Origin of the sequence: Sulfobacillus thermosulfidooxidans DSM 9293 (genome assembly GCF_900176145.1) — a bacterium.
GTDB lineage: Bacteria > Bacillota > Sulfobacillia > Sulfobacillales > Sulfobacillaceae > Sulfobacillus > Sulfobacillus thermosulfidooxidans.
Genome location: NZ_FWWY01000001.1, coordinates 2,852,125 through 2,869,229, shown reverse-complemented (window position 1 = coordinate 2,869,229; position 17,105 = coordinate 2,852,125). Strand labels below are relative to the sequence as shown.

The window sequence follows — 17,105 nt, the reverse complement described above, 5'->3', positions numbered from 1 at the left end:
CCTTTCTTACATACCCTATTCACTCAAAAGAGTCTGATGGCTAGCCATTAAGTGGCCTCTAACCTTCTTCTATTTCCGCTTTTTCAAAGAAGCGGGTCCAAATACCTCTGACCAAAACAATCAATGATATCGCAATAGCAACGGGCAAAACGCCTTCCACGCTATGTGCTAACGCCAACTGTCTGGCCAAAACTGTCGCAACAATATCTAAGAGCCTGGTTGGTGATAAGTGACGAAACAAATCCCGCATTTCTACAAGCAACGCCAAGGTAAAAATGTCATCCAATATTCCGCGCAAATTCATCAGAATTTGCTCCGGATGATAGATGAGTCCTCCCCAATGAGCAAAGAACGCCACAATGCCCACTGCCAACGTCACTAAAATAACCACTTCAATAAACCACCGCAACCAATAGGTAATATGGCGCGTGAGACGAAATAAAGCTGCTGGTACCGTAAACAGAGCCCTCCTTCATGCTTCTCTACCTTAATGGGGAAAAATTAAAATACGAAAAATGCAAGGGGCGTTGCCATCCTCCCCCTTATCCTTTCGAAACACCTAAATATTGACGTCGGCGATTATTGAGTAACAAGCTTAAAAAGACCAGATAAGAAAGGGCAACGTCCAAAATCGATAAATCACCATATCCTAAAGATGCATCATAGAATCCGTGAAAAATTGCGGCAATCAAATACGCTCCAACCGCAAGATGCCAATCGCGATATCCCCTTTGCGCCACAATACCTAAGGCATAAGCGACAATGCCTGCCCAAATGGCATGCAAAAAGGGCGTATATAATGCGCGCGTTAATGCCGTAATCGTGCCAAGACCCACACTATGGTGCAGCACATCGAATAAGATACCATGTTGCACATAGGAAATATTCTCGACAGCGGAAAATCCCAAACCCGAACTGATTCCCACCATCATATAGGCTAAAGGACTCCAAGCCTTCTTTTTAGCCCGATTAAAAAAGAAGATCAGGAGTACAATCATTTGTTTAGCAAACTCTTCAGTCAAGCCAATGAATAAAACGTAAGCGGGAGCCGAAATAAACAATACGTGCGAGTTCAACAGTAAATTAGCCCCATGATTAATCCAAAAAGACTCCACGGTCAAGGCAAAAAATACGCCAAGCGTGCCCGTGAACACATAAGCCGTAATGTCTAACAGCAAGGATCGGATACGTAATTGTGCTGCCATTAATGGCTGAAAAATAAAAAACCAGAATAAAGAAAAATAGACCATCATTCCGTCAACAATATTGAGATGTAAATCACCAAGCAGAATCGGAGCTGTAGCAAACACAAACAATCCTAAAAATAACCGCGATTTGAGAATCGTGAAAATATATAAAAGAAAGTTGTTGGGCAACGGACGGTATGCCACGGCAAACAATCCGGCCTGGCGATTACGGCATGCATCACATAACAGTTCATCAATTGGCGCACCGCAATTTTCACATTGATGGCGATGTGGAGGGAGATTCATCCCAAAATCCGCCTTTCATGATTAGTAACAGCAAGCATCTTGATCTTTGTTCCTGTGTTCCTTTGTCGTGATAATCATTTTCTGCCAAACACGGTCAATGGTTGACTGTAAAATTTGAAACGTCTATCCCTCAAAAGACATCATGATTATAAACACATCATACACAACATCTGTCTTTGTGCCTAATCATGTAATATGCCATCGTGCCAAGCCTGGTCTACCCGATTGTTCCATTCTTCCCATGACTCTTCAGGCTTTAAATGTTCAAGAATCCATGCCGCATACCATAAAGCGGCTCGAACTTCTTGCTCTGGAACATTGAGCTCCTTAGCAATAGCGTTAAGCGGCGCCAAAGATTCCAGTTGTTTTAGCAATTCCGGTATAGACTTTAAAGACCGTCTGGCATAGGGCAACTGGTCACACTTTGTTTGGCTATGCCCAATTTCTTTAAAAATAACCCATAATGGAAACTTCGGATCCGAGCGTGTATCGATCCAGTAATCGAGACGTAAAGAGGCTTCATCCATGTTAATACTCCTTCCCTTTGCTGTTCCTTCATTCATCATTCAGCTGCCACTCAATAATCTTTTGCCAAGCCAAGCGAGTGAGTGACAAAACGTAAAGTTGTGCACCCAGATAAAAACGAGCCGAATGATAACAGTGATCATTCGGCTCGGGGCTCTAAAGAGGCTAACTTAATATCGAGACAATTTGACCTAGCCATTCTACGGCCACTAAATCGATTCCGTCCACCTCAGGCGATTGACAGTCCAACACCGCATATAGGTGGTTATTCCGAATGAGAGGAAGTCCCACTTCGCATTGAGTGTCCGCGATCGCAGCAATGTAACCGGGAAATTTTTTAATGGACCCGACAATTTGCACCGCACGTTCAGCAGCGCAAGACCCCACAACCCCTTGCCCCCACGAAATGAGAGAGGGTGCTGGAGGCCCATAAAACGGGCCCAGGATTAAGTCGTGTCCTAAATGAAAGACACGGTAAAATCCGACCCAGCACCACGAAGGCCACAACTGACGTATTTGAGCTACAACATTCGCCATTACGGCAACATCATCAGGTCCCTGATTCTTCCACTGGGTAATCCGCTCAACTGCCTTCTGAAAATCAGCAAGTTCCGCCATCGACTCATCCTCATTCGTCTAACTTTCAGGAGGCTCACGATTACGGAGCCTCCTCCTTTAACTCCTTTAAAAGGTAATCACCACATCGGATTCGAGCGCCATTTCATTCACAGCACTGCCTCCAACCACACCTTCTGTTTCAATCAGATCCTCCAATGTACAATCATTTAAGTCCAAACTCGGAGCACACACATAAAATTTCACCCCGGCATCACGGGCCTGATCAATAAAAAACTGTAGCCGCGCCCCATCACCACCTTCTTTAACCGTTAACTCTTCCGCGACACCACGCTTTAAAAGAGCCGTCGCTCGAATGGTAAAGACCATAGACACATCATGATCCATCAAAGCGGCAGTCGTTGCTAAAAAGAACGGGGAAGCGGCACGGTAAGCTACTTCGGGTCCCGTAGTTAGGATGTAGAGATATTTCTTCACGTCTGTGGACATAATAGACTCCTTTCTTCTTCTCCCTGACTATTTCGTGCGGCGGATTAAAAACCGAAAGACTTCACCTTGTTGTTCTGCCAGAAGCAGTTCATGGCCCGTTGACCGTGCCCAAGCTTTGAAATCTGCCATCGATCCGGGATCGGTACTCAGAATTTCCACCACCTGACCCACTTCTACGCTGGTGATACCTTTTTTCGCTCGAATAACAGGCATCGGGCACTTGAGTCCGGATGCATCAACTTTTAAATCGGCTTCAACAGGAGTACTCATGCGTTCCACATCCTTTCATGGCTTATCAAAATCTTTACCGCACAGAAGATTGTTCGGTGCTTTCGGCACGCCGAAAACATTCCACGATATCCGAGGCGACAACCCCGGGTATCGACACCTTTTCAAATAACTGGCGAGCCGCTTCCTCCACATTTTGTTCGTTCACTAACCGTCCCTGAAGATATCCTTGAAAATCTTCCACCGCTGAACTATCCCATGGTTCCATGAAGAAATCACCACTAAAGTTGACATCGTCAAACACTCCGTCGTTCACACGATATATTAGTCGAAGTAGTCCCCCAGGGGCTTTAAAAACTCCTTCATGCAGAAACACGCCCGAGCGAATCTTGATTCCGGAATGAAATAATCCTCTCTCACCCCGGTATACAAACTCGGGATCAAATAATTTCAACGCATACTGCTCAATATCCGCCTCTTCTTCGGCTGTTAACTGATCATGATGCACAGGTTCGTTTAGTAGCCGGGAAAAATTGTCTACGAGTTTGGCAACAACCATCTGGCGTTCAGGCGGTTGGCCAAGTTCCTGGTTAATTGTGGTCATATACTCGCTGAGACTCGAAATCATTTTATCGCGAAATTTTTCGGACGGGACTTTTAAGACACGCGCCATTAATTCGATATTAAAGTCAAATAACAGACTTCCCACAATGACGGTGGTCGTTCCCATCGTCGATGCGCCAGTTCCCCCGATTTTCCGTGGCCCAACTACAATGTCATTGACGGGGCGAAATTGCGCGTTAATCCCCATTTGCTGGTACGTTTCAATGGGAGCCTTGAGAATTTCTCGGTACAAGTCCTCAACCGGTCCCCGAGGTGTCGGCAATAACAGATGCCAAAAAACTTGACCGTGATCGAGATAAACGGCACCACCTCCTACAAATCGTCGTCCCACTAATATTTGATGGGCCTCACAAAATGCCCGATCGATTTCTCGGCTGGCCAGTTGATGATAACCGACACAAACATAGGGACGATCAGGACTAACAGTCACCAGTGTGATTTCGTCATGTGGTCTCATTCGCTCAGCTAAGGCATGATAGACCGCTTGAGATATTTCCCGCTTGACTGTTCCTAAATCGAGATACCGCACCGTGTTTCCTCCATTTCATAAAGCATCATCGGAGTCACTCATGGTCTCTTCAATCGGAGCGCACCGCATACAGGTAATCCCTTCTTCTTGAAGCTTTTCCCGGTAAATGGCCGCCACGTCCGCACCTTTTATCAGATGTGGACTCAGCCATTCACCCCCTGGTTGCAGTTCCGCTACCCATCCTTCTCCATAGGGATCGCGATTGATCATGTTGGGGTCTCTCAAAACGATCTCATTCACACGCACAACCGTGCCATCCACCGGTGCGGGAAATGGGCCCACCCACTTTGCTGATTCGATAGTTGCCACATTTTTTCCGGCTTTTACTGCTTTCCCAGGCCGTCCTCTCACATGAAGGATTTTCCCTGCGCGCGTTTGAGCAGGGTCGGTCATGCCAATACGCAAGGTTCCTGAAGGTAAACACTCAATCCACACATCACGTTCCACATCAAACCACAAATGATCGGGGAATTCACATGCAAATACTTGTGACACGCCTCTCCCCCCTATTTTTGACAATGAATCCCGTCTTGTTCTAATTTTTCACGGTATGAAGCCACGCCTGTTTCTCCCGTTACTAAGGCTTTGGCATCCTCATCCCAATTAGAGGGTTTGACTTTTAATAGCCATCCTTCTCCGTAAGGATCTTCATTGACCAACCCGGGATTGGCTTTAACGGCTCCATTGACCTCTATCACCTCCCCTGCCACCGGGGTGGGAATGGATCCCACCCATTTTCCGCTCTCCAATGTTCCGCCACTCTTGCCACGAGCCAATGTTTTGCCCGCTGATTTTAGGTTAACGACAATGATCTTGCCAGCCAAACTCTGGGCCACATCGGTCAGTCCGACCAGGACGACATCCCCTTCCGGTTTAGCCCATACGTGTTTTTCGATCCAATAATAACGATCTTCCGGTATGTTACACCCGTGCACCTCAGCCATGACGGTCTCCTCCTTGATTTCATTTCATAGCGACAGCTGTTTCAGGGACTATCAGTCCCACGGCCTGAGCCAGCAATTCTGCGACATCAACCACCTTGATGCGGTCTTCATTTCCCGTACTTTGCACGGCCGCTGAAAACATCGACATATCTTTAGGACAGGCCACCACAAAATAGTTCACATCCGGTAATGCAACGGCTTCGCGAATGCGATTGTCGGCTGGACGTTCTTTTACACCGACCTCTTCCATCCAAATTCTGCCGCCGCCAGCACCACAGCAAAAACTGTTAGGGCCATGCCTCGGCATCTCGACCAATTCCACGCCCATTTTTTCCAACAGTTGCCTGGGCGCGTCAAAAACCCGGTTCCAACGCCCTAAGTAGCACGGGTCATGATAGGTGACTCGAATATCCAAAGGAGCTGGGGATAATCGTCCTTGTTCAATCAAATCGAGAAATGCTTGGGTATAGTGTCTTACCGGTTTCTCAAATCCAAATTTGCGATATTCGTTTCGCAGCGCGTTAAATGAGTGAGGATCAGTCGTGAAAATCTGGTTGTATTGGGCCTCTTCCAACCATTTCAGATTCTTATGGGCCAAGGTTTCAAATAATCCGTATTCGCCCATACGCAAAGCCTCATTGCCCGCATTGGATTCCCCCTCATAGAGAATACCGAAATCGATGCCGGCACGTTGCAACAGTTGTGCAACCAATCTCGAGAGCTCTTGCAGCCGCGGATCATATGAGGCAAAGTCTCCAACGAACCATAGCCAATCCACCGGTTCCTTGCGGGCATCTTTGATAGCTACGTCGAGACCTTTCGTCCATGCCGGCCGTTTACGCTGCGGCTGACCAAAAGAGTTTCCCTGGCGGTCCCACCCCACCAGCACCTTTTGACTGTTCTTATCCACATCACCATCTTCGAGGAGAGCCGCCCGCAAGCCCGCAATCTTGGGAACGTGTTCAATAAATACGGGGCAAGCTTCCTGACAGGCTCCACAGGTTGTGCAAGACCATAATTCTGCCGCACTCACGACCCCACCCGCTAATGGCTCAGGGTCTTTACCGGATAATTCCCGGCGCAAGGCATCGCGCAGTTCCAAGATCACCATTTTGGGCGACAACGGTTGGCCCGCAGCATGAGCGGGGCAAACGGCTTGGCATCGTCCACACTCCGTGCATGTGAACAAGTCCAATACATCTTTCCAGTTCATGTCCTCAAATGTTCGAATGGCCATCCCTTCGTCCTCTTTCATCGGTGGCACCAGTTCACCATGGGGACGCGTCTTATGCAAGAAAATACTGGGAACAGCCAGAAATATATGAAGATGTTTTGAGGTCGGCAAATATGCCAAAAATGCTAAGACCATGCCAATATCCAAAAGATAACCCAAAATGTAACCCGTTTCGGCAATCGCTGGATGATAAGCGAGCCCCGTACTCATCCACACATGACCTAGCGCGTATCCCAAAAAGCCCCAAGGATCCAACTGCGCATGCACATGATATAAATACGGCGCCGCAAAGGGATAGAAGGATTCATGAAGAATAATGCCAATCATGATGATTCCAATCATCCCTAAGATGATGTAACCATCTTTCTCATCTGATCCGTGATAACGTTCCGGTTTTATCACGGCTCTTTGATAGACAGCCAGCACCAAACCCACTAAGACCAATACCACCCAAAGGTCAACGACAAAGTCTAAAGGGGCATCCAAGTGGAATCCGGGAACAAAAACTTGGCCAATGGCGTCGACGATATCAATAAACAACACGACGAATCCACTAAAAATAAAGAAATGAAGAACGCCAGATAACCGCAGCCGCAATAATCTTTTATGACCAAAGACCTGGCCCAGCATAAAGCTGAGACGACTGGGCCAGTTGTCCAAACGGTTAGTCGAGCGAGCCTTTTGCATCACTCGAAAAATGGGGAGCATGCGAATAATGAAATAAACGGTTGCCGCGACAAACATCAAGATGGTTAAGACCATTAAGATGTCTTGGCCACTCACACTACTCCCCCCTTAGGCGTTCCGCTAATACCGGCATTAATTCCAACATATCCACGGTCGTACCGTAATGCGCGACATCCATAATGGATGCATTTTCATCCGTGTTGACTGCAATTATCAAATCGGCATCACGCATTCCTTGAAGATGTTCGGGGGCGCCGGAAATACCCAATGCGAGATACAGTTTAGGCTTGACGGTTTGCCCTGACTTTCCTACTTGGCGTGCTTTAGGAAGCCACCCGGCATCCACCACAGGACGCGAACAACTCACCACTCCACCAATGGCTTCGGCCAATTCTTCGGCCAGAGGCAAGTTATCCGGACTTTCAATACCTCGCCCCACACTAACCAAAATGTCCGCTTTGGTAATATCCACATCACCTTTTTCGGGTTCAATGGTTTGCAAGACATTCATAGTTTGGGGCACATCAACGGATAGGACTTCCCGTTCCGGATCACCGGGTTCGTTATACGCAGCCCAGGCCCCAGGCATCACAGTGATCACGGCCCCTTGATCCGGAACACGAATCTCGGCCATCAGTTTGCCAGCAAAGACTTGACAGGTGGCCACGAGTTCATCGCCGTTGATGGCGAGATCACTACAATAGGCAATCAAAGGGAGGTTTTCTTGGGCGGCCACGCCGGCCCCTAAATCGAGCCCTAACGTCGTATTAGACATCAAGGTGATATACGGTTGGACTTGCTCAATGATGCGGCTCAAAACGGTTTCATAAGCCAACGGATTGTATTGACTTAACGCGGGATCGGCTACCGCTATAACCCGGTCCACCCCAAGATGTCGCAGATGGTCCTCTGCACTCGGTCCAAATCCCACGGCCACCGAAGCAACACCCAATTGAGTGGCCAATTCCCGCGCCTTGCTGATTAGTTCTCTGCTAGACTCGGTAAATCCTGTTTCACCATTTTCCATCATCACCAGTATCGGACCCATAACATTTACCTCCTCACTAAGTTCCGTTCTTGCAGAATTTCGATTATGCGAGCAGCCACTTCGTCAACATCCCCATCGATCATTTCGGCATGACCAGCTGCTACGGGTTTATAAAAGCGGCGAATTTCCAATTGAGGCACTGTTGGCATAGCCATCTCAACCTCTTCAATTTGTGCTGATTTAGCCACCTGACGAACCTTTGCAATGGAAGCATAGCGAGGAGGCTTGCGGGCGGCTTGAATTCCCATCACGACCGGTGTCGGTGTTTGAATTTCCGCCACGACACCCCCAGCATATTCCTGGCGCAAGATGACGGTGTTCCCGGTGACATGCACTTCGGTGACAACGGAAGCGTGTGGCCATCCTAAAATGCCTGCCACGAGTCCGGGTATTTGACCGTCGATGTCGTCAATGGCTTGCACTCCAGATAAGACCAAATCAAAATCCTGTTGACGAATATACTCACTCAAAATTTGCGCTCGGCTGCGGTTAGATAGGGAGGGATCAAAATCACCAACCAATTTCACAGCATGATCAGCGCCTTTAGCCAACGCCGTATAGAGCATGTTATCGCTGTCACCGGTATCGACGGTGATCGCCGTGACTTCCCCTCCGGATTCTTCTTTAATCAACAACGCCTCTTCCAAGGCTTGATCATCCCATTCACTGGGTACATAACTCATATCGTCATAGAGAATTTCCCCTGATTCCTCGTCAAGCGCAATATCTTCCACTAAGTCTGGAACGGCTTTGAAGAGAACTGCTATCTTCATATCCTCATTCGTCCTCCTTGTCGGGTTAATGAGCCATCACAAGTTCGTCAATTAAGCCCATGCTGTAGGCCACAAGTTCAGCGATATCCATAACCGCAAGTTTTCCGGCATTACCGGTTGATTTCACTGCATCTTCAAATCGAGGCACTTCATAGGGACATGTCACAGCTAAAATGTCGGCGCCATATTCTACGGCTTCCCGCACGCGTTTTTCCGACAGTCTTTGACTGGAGTAATCGCGGGTAAAACTGTCAAGCCACATGCCGCCACCGCCTCCGCCACAGCAATAAGATGTTTCACGGCAATGACCCATTTCAACCAGTTCGGCCCCTGGCAAGGCATTTAATAACCGTCTGGGTGCCTCGTATTCACCGTTGTGGCGTCCTAAATAACAGGGATCGTGGAAGGTGATTCGTTTGGGAATATCCCGGACAAAGGCTAAATCAGATAGGCGTTGTGACAGATATTGTGTATAGTGCTGTACGGGCCATTCTCCGCCCATTTTGGGATATTCGTGGAGAAACGCATTATAAGCATGCGGATCCGTCACAACAATCTGGTTAAACGTGTATTTTGACAACATCTTAATGTTGTGTTCTGCCAACATCTCAAATAAGCCCCGTTCGCCCGCCATCCGTTGGGAATCTCCCGCGCATTTCTCCTCGGTCCCTAAAATGCCGAAATCGACATGAAGGGCGTCAAAAATTCTAGCCAGAGCAATGGATGCTTCTTTTCCACGAGGATGATAGGCGGGGTAACATTCGACAAACCACAACACGTCAACCGGAGCTTTTTTTTGCGACATAATGGGCACGGGAACACCCGCCGATTTGGTCCACTCCGCTCGTTTGCGGGGAGATTCGCCGATGGGATTACCATAGCGCGCCGTATTTTCGAATGCCGTTAACAACTCTTCTGGAGCTTTGCCTTGTAAGACGGCTTGTTCTCTCACCGCAGGCATAATCTTGATCATGTTGACTTCTTTCGGACATACGCGTAAGCAGTTCCGGCAGGTCGTACACAACCACAAATCAGGAGAATCGATTAATGACGCCCCCAGTTGCGTGCGACGAAATATCTTTCGAGGTGAGTAGTCTCCTACAGTATCCACCGGACAAACTGCCGTGCATTTGCCGCATTGATAACAATATCCTAGAGACTCCGCCCCCGGTATACTGGTGATTTCGTCTAATACGGACAAATCGTATTCGGATATCGCGCGCGGAACAAACATCCGGTTCCATGAGCCAGACAATTCGACCCCGTCGACAACCGCAACGTCTAATTCAATGGCTTTTGCTTTTTGCAACGACATAACCCTCCCATCTTGGAATCCCTAAAAGGCTTGCCACCACTTTAGAAAAAGGCGGTAAAACCTGGGTAAATTCGTCTGTTAAACGCCATGATGTCATGGTAAAAAGGTAGACGGCATAAACCATGGCCAATGCCACAAGATGTCGATAAGGAGTGTCGATCAACGATAACCGGTGCCAGCCGTCTAGTATCTGTTCCGTAAACTGTCCCGCCTGATTAATAGACGAATAGAGGTTGCGAAAATCGGTCTTTAGACAACTCGGATCGCTCACAATCAAAGCCACTGCACCAGTTTGACTATCAGCACGGTACATCCACCGGGACCACCACACGTAATCGTGAGGATAGGTATTGGCTAGCCAAAATGTTGCCCATTCCCATAGCCATGCGGGAGCCTGACTTTGGACCAAGAGTTCTACAACCTGATTTGGATTGTGTTCTACAGCCTTTCGCATTTGCTGTTCTCTCTCAATCCATGGCTCGTGTTGCTCGGCTTTAATGCGAGCAGTAGCAGGTACGACATGCCAACAGTAAACATCATCATATAGGGCTGTCATGACGGATTGGGAGCGAGTAATGAGAACTTCGTTCCAGTGCCGGAAGTCGGCTTCGGAGATCAACGATTCTGCTTTATCCAAAAATTCCGCCATGGCTTCGGCGTCAACGACGAGCGCGTTCATTATACTTCGAGGGTTAATCGATTCAGAATTCCGACGGCTTTAGCCGCTGCTGCCGCGCCCATTGACACAGAATCCTCAATGTCTTTAGGACCTGCTGCAGCACCGGCGACAAAAATCCCCGGAACAGGCGTGGATACGGTATCTAGGGGTCCCCCAACGACCTGAAGAAATCCGTGATCCTCTCGAGGAATTTGAAAAATCCGGGACATTTCTACGGTCCCTTTAGAAGGTTCCATTCCCACTGACAAAATAACCAAATCCATCAACACTTCCATGGGACGTCCCATCGTCGTGTCCTCACCTTTAATCAACAATTTATCGCCTTTACGAATGATTTCGGTAACAATGCCACGAATATAGTTGACCTTATACTCCTCCTGCGCCTTCCAATAAATCTGATCTTCCCAAAAGCCATACATCCTCATATCGATATAGAAAATGAACACTTTGGCATTGGGAAGCATCCGCTTAATTTCGATAGATTGTTTAGAGGCAATTCCACAACACACCTTGGAGCAGTATTTATTCCCAATCTGCCGATCTCTAGATCCCACGCACTGGATAAACGCTACCCGCTCAGGAGGTAAACCGGTCGATGGGCGAACAATTTTTCCTTCCTTGAACATTTTTTCTGCATCGACCAACGTAATGACATCGTCATATTCGTAATACCCATACATTTGGGTTTCTCGGCCCGGATCGAAATGTTGGAAACCGGTCGCCACGACGATGGCACCCACTTCTTCAACCGACTGCACCCCATCAGCGCTTTCTAACGTGACATGAAATGCTCCCAGGTTGCCTTCACTTTTCACGACACGGGTATTAAGGCGCACATCTACCGCAGGATTATTACGCACAGCATCCAACATGTGTTCCATGGCGTGTTCTGTTTCTTGCAAATCCGGCGTTAAGCTCGCATAGGACGCATAGGGAGTACCTCCTAATTGATCCTTCGTTTCAATTAACATGGCACGTTTTCCGAGATCCGCAACGGTACGCGCCGCTTCAAGTCCTGCTGGGCCAGCACCCACGATCATGACCGTATCCGCTTTTCCCATGGATTGTATCTCCTACCTTTCCTTTTCCGACCAACGTTTCAATTTAGAGAACATGCTCCCACGTCAAGTATTCCATCTCACCATGCTTAATTTTTTCGACATCTGCTTCAAACTCGGCCCATGCCCTTTCTACGTCAATCCCCATCTTGTGTAATAAAGGCCGATAGTCTACGGCATGCCAATGGAGCTGGCACACCCGGAAAGGATGGGCTCCCACCGCCAACGCGGCAAATTGTGATTCAGACATCACCGGAACACCAACGTTACGCCCATGAGCCTGCGCCGCAAATTGACTTTTATCGAGAGAGGTGACACAGCCCGTGTCATGCGTGAGAACAACGTCGGGATTGGCTTCTTGTTTCATCACTTCAATCTTTCTCAACGTGGCAAAGCTACGGGTAAAGTCTCGTTGTACCAAAATGTGACGAAATCCAAAACCACAACAGTCATACCATGTTGAATAATCAGCCACCTGAGCGCCAAGTTCTTGGACAACGGCCGTGACTGCCGCCGTGCGCTGACCGCCGTAAATTTCGGGATCATAAATAGCGTCACCGCTTTGTAATTTGTAATAATGGCAAGCAGGGTGCACCGTGGCGGTAATCTTAGACAGATCAAATTGCACTCGCTCTGCTAATTGCTTGCGCACCGCATACATCCACTCACTGTAATGAACAATTTCTTCTGGCATCACAAAAGGGCGTCCCAATTTTTCAATGATGGCCCGAACTTGCCTGCGCAACTTCGCATCATGCACCAATTCATGACGCACCTCTTTGTAATGACCGAAACTAGTTCCGCAATGGATGAGGGGATAATAACCCGTTTCATAGGCAGCAGAGAAATTTCGCATCGCCACGGCCGCCTGGGCCGCCTGATTGGAGGTTGCAGACGCGTAATAATTCCATGCCGTGCACGATGTTTGATCCCGAGGATCGAAATAATCAAATCCCAACAAGCGGTTTAGCCAAAATATGGACGTAGAATATCCGGGAATATGCCCACATTGCCCACAACTTTTATGATGCCAGGTGTGTTCCAAAGGGATTTTCTTTTGTCGGCCAAATTTTGTCGGAGCAAGATAATACGGTTCCGGCACCGGTTGCACGATCCATTCGCCTTCCCGTCCTAGTTCCCAAATGGCTTCGCGCAAATCCTCATCACGAACCGTCTCGGGATCCCGTTCAAAAACACGTGATGTCTGCACTTTCGTACCAGACACGGGAATATCTATGGGTTCCATCACATTTTCCTCCTTTGTCAACCTAATCGTCGCACTCTTTTGAATCATTCTGTCGGTAATCCGCTCTCTTCTAAGGCATCGTCCATAATTTCCTCCATGATGTCATGAAGGCCCTCGTCCAGTTCTCCAATCATGTCAAGTGTTCCCGTCATTTTCCAAATTGCATACAGTTCATGCATCGTCCGTTCTTCCACTTGCCACGAAAGACCCGTTGTGTGTAACGTTTCCGGAGGCAAAGCACGGCGCCACACATCTAAATTCTGCGAAACCGCTTTGACTTGAGGACCCCAATCGGGAAAGGCATCTTCTTGTAGCATATCGGGCGACACTTGAGTTCCCGTGGTCATGATTTTGTAAATAATGCGGGTATATCCCGCCAACGCTTCCTTGGTTGTTCGCAAGCCATTTTTGACCGCTACTTCACGCATAATCGTGATGAGACCACCGGGACTATTTTGGCGCGGGCACCGGTTGCAGGAGAAACATTGGGAACAATTCCAAACATCGTCATTTAACTGCTCATAAAAAAGTTCAACATCTTCACGAGCTAATGTTTGCGCAATCTTACGGGGAGAAAAATCATAGAAGCGCGCCGAGGGACAAGCTGCCACACAAATGCCACATTCATAACAGCCATACAAATACGTTTTATAACGTGGATCCGCTTTTACCTCGTCGAATAACCGTTTCTTTTCTTCTAACGCGACCTCAGTATAACGATCAGAGGGCATTATCCTACCTCCTTAGTCTCTATACCTTAGACAAATAGAGAGATCTTAGCATCGCGGGCAAAATCCAAAAAGGTCGCGGCTCCCACTACATCCTCCACCTCGGGAACTAAATCCTCGCGTTTTATTCCGAGAACATCCATAGACATTTGACACGCCACCATGTGTACACCCAATTCCTTGGCTTCAGACACAAATTCTCTAATGGACATGACATGGGAGTTAGCAAACTGATTTTTCATCATAGAAGACACCATTTTTGTCCCGAACGGGACGACACCCGCCACTTTAGCTAACGCTGGCATTCCTGGATTGCCAGCAATAGATACGGACAGATTATCGATTTTGTCTTTATGGATGACGTCTAAGCCCCAAAATGTGAAAAACAGCATACATTCCATATCAATGGCGGCGGCTGCCGTCGCTAATATGAACGGGGGATAGGCCATATCCAAACTTCCCTTCGAGACGATTATGGCTAAACGGTCTTGTTCCACGAGATTTCCCTCCTTTATCACCCTTATCGGCTATCTCTTATTGTCTAGTTCTTTAGACTGATCTAATGATATAGTGTTTAAAGACAAAATACAATTCAATATAGATTTTGTGAATTCATTAACTTGTTTTATTTAAACTGTGTCATTCACATCTTAACTGGTGTTGGACATTGTCCCATTAAAAATCGAGGAGAGAGATCATCGTGAAAATGCTATCAATAAGCCTTTTTCGGCTAGATGAATGGGTTCATGGATTTTCCGAAGTATTAATCACAGTCAACCAATCTTTGCGCAATATTAACCGGGGGAAAATGGACTTTTTACCTTATAGTAAAACCATTGAATCTTTCGAATGGTTTATGGAAGCTCTATTAACGCCGCAAGGCGATAACCGTCCCCCGGCGGTCGGGCATTGGCAAATACGCATCACTCACCGTCACGGTCTTCCCGATATTCTTTTACAAGGAAAATCCCGGAATAATGAAGAACGCGGTCTGTTAGTTTTTTATTGTCCGGATTCTCCTTGGCAAGCCCTAGCATTGAAGTGGCCCGAGACTTACCTAGAAGAATAGAGTCAGCCAGCATAAAATAGGTTTGACACATTCTTCGGGTACGGCCCGTGAGAGCATTGTGACCATCGTATTCAGCATTCTCGAACACCTTAGATTTCTTTTTACGCCATTGATTTCCGAATCACAGCTTTACCGGGATGTGCCAAAAACCCTCACCGATAAATCTTGTCCATATTTCGCCTAGAAGAGGGACGGTCCGGAACTGTATAGGTCATGTTGACCTAGAAATACCGTGAAAGATTTGCGCAGAGAATTTAAGCAGGTAAAGAACACTATCATGGCGATACGGACGTTTGAATGTTCTCACGAATATGCGGGGAACCCAAGATGCTTTGAACATCAGAAAATTTACAATCACCATGCGTTCAGTCATTTCTTTCATTAGTTCAAAGGAAGCTTGCTCTTATTAGCTAATTCTGCTACGCTCACCCACATATCCGAGAAATTTGATATTTTTCCCATTTTGAGGTGATTGTGTGAACGTGCAAAGCCATCGCATAGTGATTATTGGAGGCGGCCCTTCCGCTATTGCAGCTGCTCTTGAAGCCACCAAATATACCCATGATATCGTCATGGTATCGGCTGAACCTGTGGGAGGAAATGCCGTTTTGCATAGCTTAGTTCCCAGCAAAGCGTTAATCGAGGCAGCCCACCACAGACAATATCTTGTCCGTTTAGGGGCTGACCCAGATACGATTACCCTGTCGCAGGTCATGGCTCTTCAAGAAAAGCAGATAAAAACTATTGTCGAAACGACTCAAAAGGCATTAAATCAAGTCCAAACCATATTTGCCAGTGCGCATTTGGAAAAACATCACGGTGAGATTCATGTTGTGACGGATTCCCAGCAGCATTTTGTTGGTGAAACCGTCATTATTGCTAATGGTTCCCGCCAACGCCTCATCCCAGGCCTTAAGCCGGACGGTCAGAGCGTTCTCCTCCCTCGGGCATTCCACACCCTAAAGAGCATTCCCCATTCTTTAGCCATTATTGGCGCAGGAGCCACAGGTCTCGAGGCGGCATCCCTATTTGCCCACTTCGGTACTCATGTCACGCTGTATACTCCTCTTCCCCAATTATTACCACAATTTTCCTCTCCTCTACGCCAAGTCTTCACCAATCACTTGGAGGATTTGGGTATACAAATGCAATTTAACAGACGTATCGCATCGCTCGCGCGTAATGATGAGGGAATTATTCTTGAGTGGAATAACCCCGAAACCGGCGAAAAGGGACAAAGTGTTCATCATACGATCTTTCTTGCCACCGGACGTGAAGGCATGTGGGCAGCGGATGAATTGATTCGTCTCGGATTTGATGTTGATCCCCAAGGGTTTTTTATCACGGATAGGGTAGGACAAACCAATGTGCCCCATGTCTATGCCGTCGGCGACGCTCAGGGTCGTCCCCTCTTGGCAAACAAAGCATCGTGGCAAGGAGTCCAAGCGGTACGCCATGCCTTTGGTCATGCAGCTTCTCTACCTCCCCTGTTCGTCGAAGCCATTTACACCATCCCAGAACTAGCCCGGTTCGGAACTATAGATCCAGACCATTTGGACATATGGGAAGCCAAAGTCGACCATCCCTTGATGTACAAACCATTTTTGGTAGGCCATGAATTGGGCTTACTCCGCGTTTACACTCGCAATGACCGCATTGAGGGAGCTGAAGCCATCGGCACGCAAGCCGCAGATGTTATCAGCCTCTTGGCTATGGTCAATCCCCAGGTCACCTTGCCGCAGTTAATCCAAAGTTCGGCAGCGAGTCCCACAATGCTGGAATGGCTACAACATCTTCACCGTATTTAAACAGATCCGCTATATAACAAGAAAAATCACAACCTGGCTCAATGCGGGTTGT

General features: G+C 47.6%; 20 protein-coding genes. 2 read left to right on the top strand and 18 right to left on the bottom strand.

Annotated elements, in window-relative coordinates:
* Positions 1-58: 58 nt before the first annotated feature.
* The 18 genes from B8987_RS14220 to B8987_RS14135 all read right to left on the bottom strand — a co-directional run bounded on the left by B8987_RS14220 (position 59) and on the right by B8987_RS14135 (position 14,673).
* On the bottom strand, positions 59-391 hold the full coding sequence (locus tag B8987_RS14220) for a hypothetical protein (protein ID WP_020373183.1): 333 nt from the start codon (positions 389-391) through the stop codon (positions 59-61).
* A 151-nt stretch (positions 392-542) separates the two neighbouring features.
* Positions 543-1,493, bottom strand: coding sequence for a PrsW family intramembrane metalloprotease (locus B8987_RS14215; protein WP_020373184.1), 951 nt, complete (start codon positions 1,491-1,493; stop codon positions 543-545).
* A gap of 182 nt (positions 1,494-1,675) precedes the next feature.
* On the bottom strand, positions 1,676-2,020 hold the full coding sequence (locus B8987_RS14210) for a hypothetical protein (protein ID WP_020373185.1): 345 nt from the start codon (positions 2,018-2,020) through the stop codon (positions 1,676-1,678).
* A gap of 163 nt (positions 2,021-2,183) precedes the next feature.
* The gene (locus tag B8987_RS14205; protein ID WP_020373186.1) at positions 2,184-2,636 is read right to left on the bottom strand and encodes a GAF domain-containing protein; all 453 of its coding nucleotides are present in this window, start codon (positions 2,634-2,636) and stop codon (positions 2,184-2,186) included.
* A gap of 66 nt (positions 2,637-2,702) precedes the next feature.
* Complete coding sequence (locus tag B8987_RS14200; RefSeq protein ID WP_020373187.1) at positions 2,703-3,083, bottom strand: DsrE family protein; 381 nt, start codon at positions 3,081-3,083, stop codon at positions 2,703-2,705.
* 27 nt (positions 3,084-3,110) lie between these two features.
* Complete coding sequence (locus B8987_RS14195) at positions 3,111-3,353, bottom strand: sulfurtransferase TusA family protein (protein WP_020373188.1); 243 nt, start codon at positions 3,351-3,353, stop codon at positions 3,111-3,113.
* Positions 3,354-3,387: 34 nt separating this feature from the next.
* On the bottom strand, positions 3,388-4,464 hold the full coding sequence (locus tag B8987_RS14190; RefSeq protein WP_020373189.1) for a lipoyl protein ligase domain-containing protein: 1,077 nt from the start codon (positions 4,462-4,464) through the stop codon (positions 3,388-3,390).
* A gap of 15 nt (positions 4,465-4,479) precedes the next feature.
* On the bottom strand, positions 4,480-4,959 hold the full coding sequence (locus B8987_RS14185; protein ID WP_020373190.1) for a biotin/lipoyl-containing protein: 480 nt from the start codon (positions 4,957-4,959) through the stop codon (positions 4,480-4,482).
* A gap of 11 nt (positions 4,960-4,970) precedes the next feature.
* Positions 4,971-5,408 carry a glycine cleavage system protein H gene (locus B8987_RS14180; RefSeq protein ID WP_020373191.1) on the bottom strand — a complete coding sequence of 146 codons (438 nt, stop codon included), beginning with the start codon at positions 5,406-5,408 and terminating at the stop codon, positions 4,971-4,973.
* Positions 5,409-5,427: 19 nt separating this feature from the next.
* The gene (locus tag B8987_RS14175; RefSeq protein ID WP_020373192.1) at positions 5,428-7,425 is read right to left on the bottom strand and encodes a (Fe-S)-binding protein; all 1,998 of its coding nucleotides are present in this window, start codon (positions 7,423-7,425) and stop codon (positions 5,428-5,430) included.
* Between the two features lies 1 nt (position 7,426).
* Positions 7,427-8,377 carry an electron transfer flavoprotein subunit alpha/FixB family protein gene (locus B8987_RS14170; RefSeq protein WP_020373193.1) on the bottom strand — a complete coding sequence of 317 codons (951 nt, stop codon included), beginning with the start codon at positions 8,375-8,377 and terminating at the stop codon, positions 7,427-7,429.
* 5 nt (positions 8,378-8,382) lie between these two features.
* The gene (locus B8987_RS14165; RefSeq protein ID WP_020373194.1) at positions 8,383-9,150 is read right to left on the bottom strand and encodes an electron transfer flavoprotein subunit beta/FixA family protein; all 768 of its coding nucleotides are present in this window, start codon (positions 9,148-9,150) and stop codon (positions 8,383-8,385) included.
* 25 nt (positions 9,151-9,175) lie between these two features.
* Positions 9,176-10,459: a (Fe-S)-binding protein gene (locus tag B8987_RS14160; RefSeq protein ID WP_242939536.1), complete on the bottom strand. Its 1,284-nt coding sequence runs from the start codon at positions 10,457-10,459 to the stop codon at positions 9,176-9,178.
* The gene (locus B8987_RS14155) at positions 10,437-11,144 is read right to left on the bottom strand and encodes a hypothetical protein (RefSeq protein ID WP_020373195.1); all 708 of its coding nucleotides are present in this window, start codon (positions 11,142-11,144) and stop codon (positions 10,437-10,439) included. Before B8987_RS14155 ends, B8987_RS14160 begins: the two co-directional genes overlap by 23 nt.
* Complete coding sequence (locus B8987_RS14150; protein WP_020373196.1) at positions 11,144-12,205, bottom strand: FAD-dependent oxidoreductase; 1,062 nt, start codon at positions 12,203-12,205, stop codon at positions 11,144-11,146. The genes B8987_RS14155 and B8987_RS14150 overlap by 1 nt, the downstream gene beginning before the upstream one ends.
* A gap of 43 nt (positions 12,206-12,248) precedes the next feature.
* On the bottom strand, positions 12,249-13,448 hold the full coding sequence (locus B8987_RS14145; RefSeq protein ID WP_020373197.1) for a heterodisulfide reductase-related iron-sulfur binding cluster: 1,200 nt from the start codon (positions 13,446-13,448) through the stop codon (positions 12,249-12,251).
* Positions 13,449-13,492: 44 nt separating this feature from the next.
* Positions 13,493-14,179 carry a 4Fe-4S dicluster domain-containing protein gene (locus tag B8987_RS14140; RefSeq protein WP_084661673.1) on the bottom strand — a complete coding sequence of 229 codons (687 nt, stop codon included), beginning with the start codon at positions 14,177-14,179 and terminating at the stop codon, positions 13,493-13,495.
* 26 nt (positions 14,180-14,205) lie between these two features.
* Positions 14,206-14,673: a DsrE/DsrF/DrsH-like family protein gene (locus B8987_RS14135; protein WP_020373199.1), complete on the bottom strand. Its 468-nt coding sequence runs from the start codon at positions 14,671-14,673 to the stop codon at positions 14,206-14,208.
* A gap of 209 nt (positions 14,674-14,882) precedes the next feature.
* Here B8987_RS14135 and B8987_RS14130 point away from each other — a divergent pair, with 209 nt between their 5' ends.
* Both B8987_RS14130 and B8987_RS14125 read left to right on the top strand, forming a co-directional pair.
* Positions 14,883-15,245 carry a hypothetical protein gene (locus B8987_RS14130; protein WP_242823910.1) on the top strand — a complete coding sequence of 121 codons (363 nt, stop codon included), beginning with the start codon at positions 14,883-14,885 and terminating at the stop codon, positions 15,243-15,245.
* Positions 15,246-15,721: 476 nt separating this feature from the next.
* The gene (locus B8987_RS14125) at positions 15,722-17,053 is read left to right on the top strand and encodes an FAD-dependent oxidoreductase (protein WP_020373201.1); all 1,332 of its coding nucleotides are present in this window, start codon (positions 15,722-15,724) and stop codon (positions 17,051-17,053) included.
* Positions 17,054-17,105 lie beyond the last annotated feature (52 nt).

What these genes read in the sequence shown, in the direction of transcription:
- B8987_RS14170 (WP_020373193.1), bottom strand. Translation starts at nt 8,377, where the DNA reads ATGGGTCCGATACTGGTGATGATGGAAAATGGTGAAACAGGATTTACC.
- B8987_RS14130 (WP_242823910.1), top strand. Translation starts at nt 14,883, where the DNA reads ATGCTATCAATAAGCCTTTTTCGGCTAGATGAATGGGTTCATGGATTT.
- B8987_RS14165 (WP_020373194.1), bottom strand. Translation starts at nt 9,150, where the DNA reads ATGAAGATAGCAGTTCTCTTCAAAGCCGTTCCAGACTTAGTGGAAGAT.
- B8987_RS14180 (WP_020373191.1), bottom strand. Translation starts at nt 5,408, where the DNA reads ATGGCTGAGGTGCACGGGTGTAACATACCGGAAGATCGTTATTATTGG.
- B8987_RS14200 (WP_020373187.1), bottom strand. Translation starts at nt 3,083, where the DNA reads ATGTCCACAGACGTGAAGAAATATCTCTACATCCTAACTACGGGACCC.
- B8987_RS14155 (WP_020373195.1), bottom strand. Translation starts at nt 11,144, where the DNA reads ATGAACGCGCTCGTCGTTGACGCCGAAGCCATGGCGGAATTTTTGGAT.
- B8987_RS14205 (WP_020373186.1), bottom strand. Translation starts at nt 2,636, where the DNA reads ATGGCGGAACTTGCTGATTTTCAGAAGGCAGTTGAGCGGATTACCCAG.
- B8987_RS14145 (WP_020373197.1), bottom strand. Translation starts at nt 13,448, where the DNA reads ATGGAACCCATAGATATTCCCGTGTCTGGTACGAAAGTGCAGACATCA.
- B8987_RS14210 (WP_020373185.1), bottom strand. Translation starts at nt 2,020, where the DNA reads ATGGATGAAGCCTCTTTACGTCTCGATTACTGGATCGATACACGCTCG.
- B8987_RS14215 (WP_020373184.1), bottom strand. Translation starts at nt 1,493, where the DNA reads ATGAATCTCCCTCCACATCGCCATCAATGTGAAAATTGCGGTGCGCCA.
- B8987_RS14140 (WP_084661673.1), bottom strand. Translation starts at nt 14,179, where the DNA reads ATGCCCTCTGATCGTTATACTGAGGTCGCGTTAGAAGAAAAGAAACGG.
- B8987_RS14150 (WP_020373196.1), bottom strand. Translation starts at nt 12,205, where the DNA reads ATGGGAAAAGCGGATACGGTCATGATCGTGGGTGCTGGCCCAGCAGGA.
- B8987_RS14195 (WP_020373188.1), bottom strand. Translation starts at nt 3,353, where the DNA reads ATGAGTACTCCTGTTGAAGCCGATTTAAAAGTTGATGCATCCGGACTC.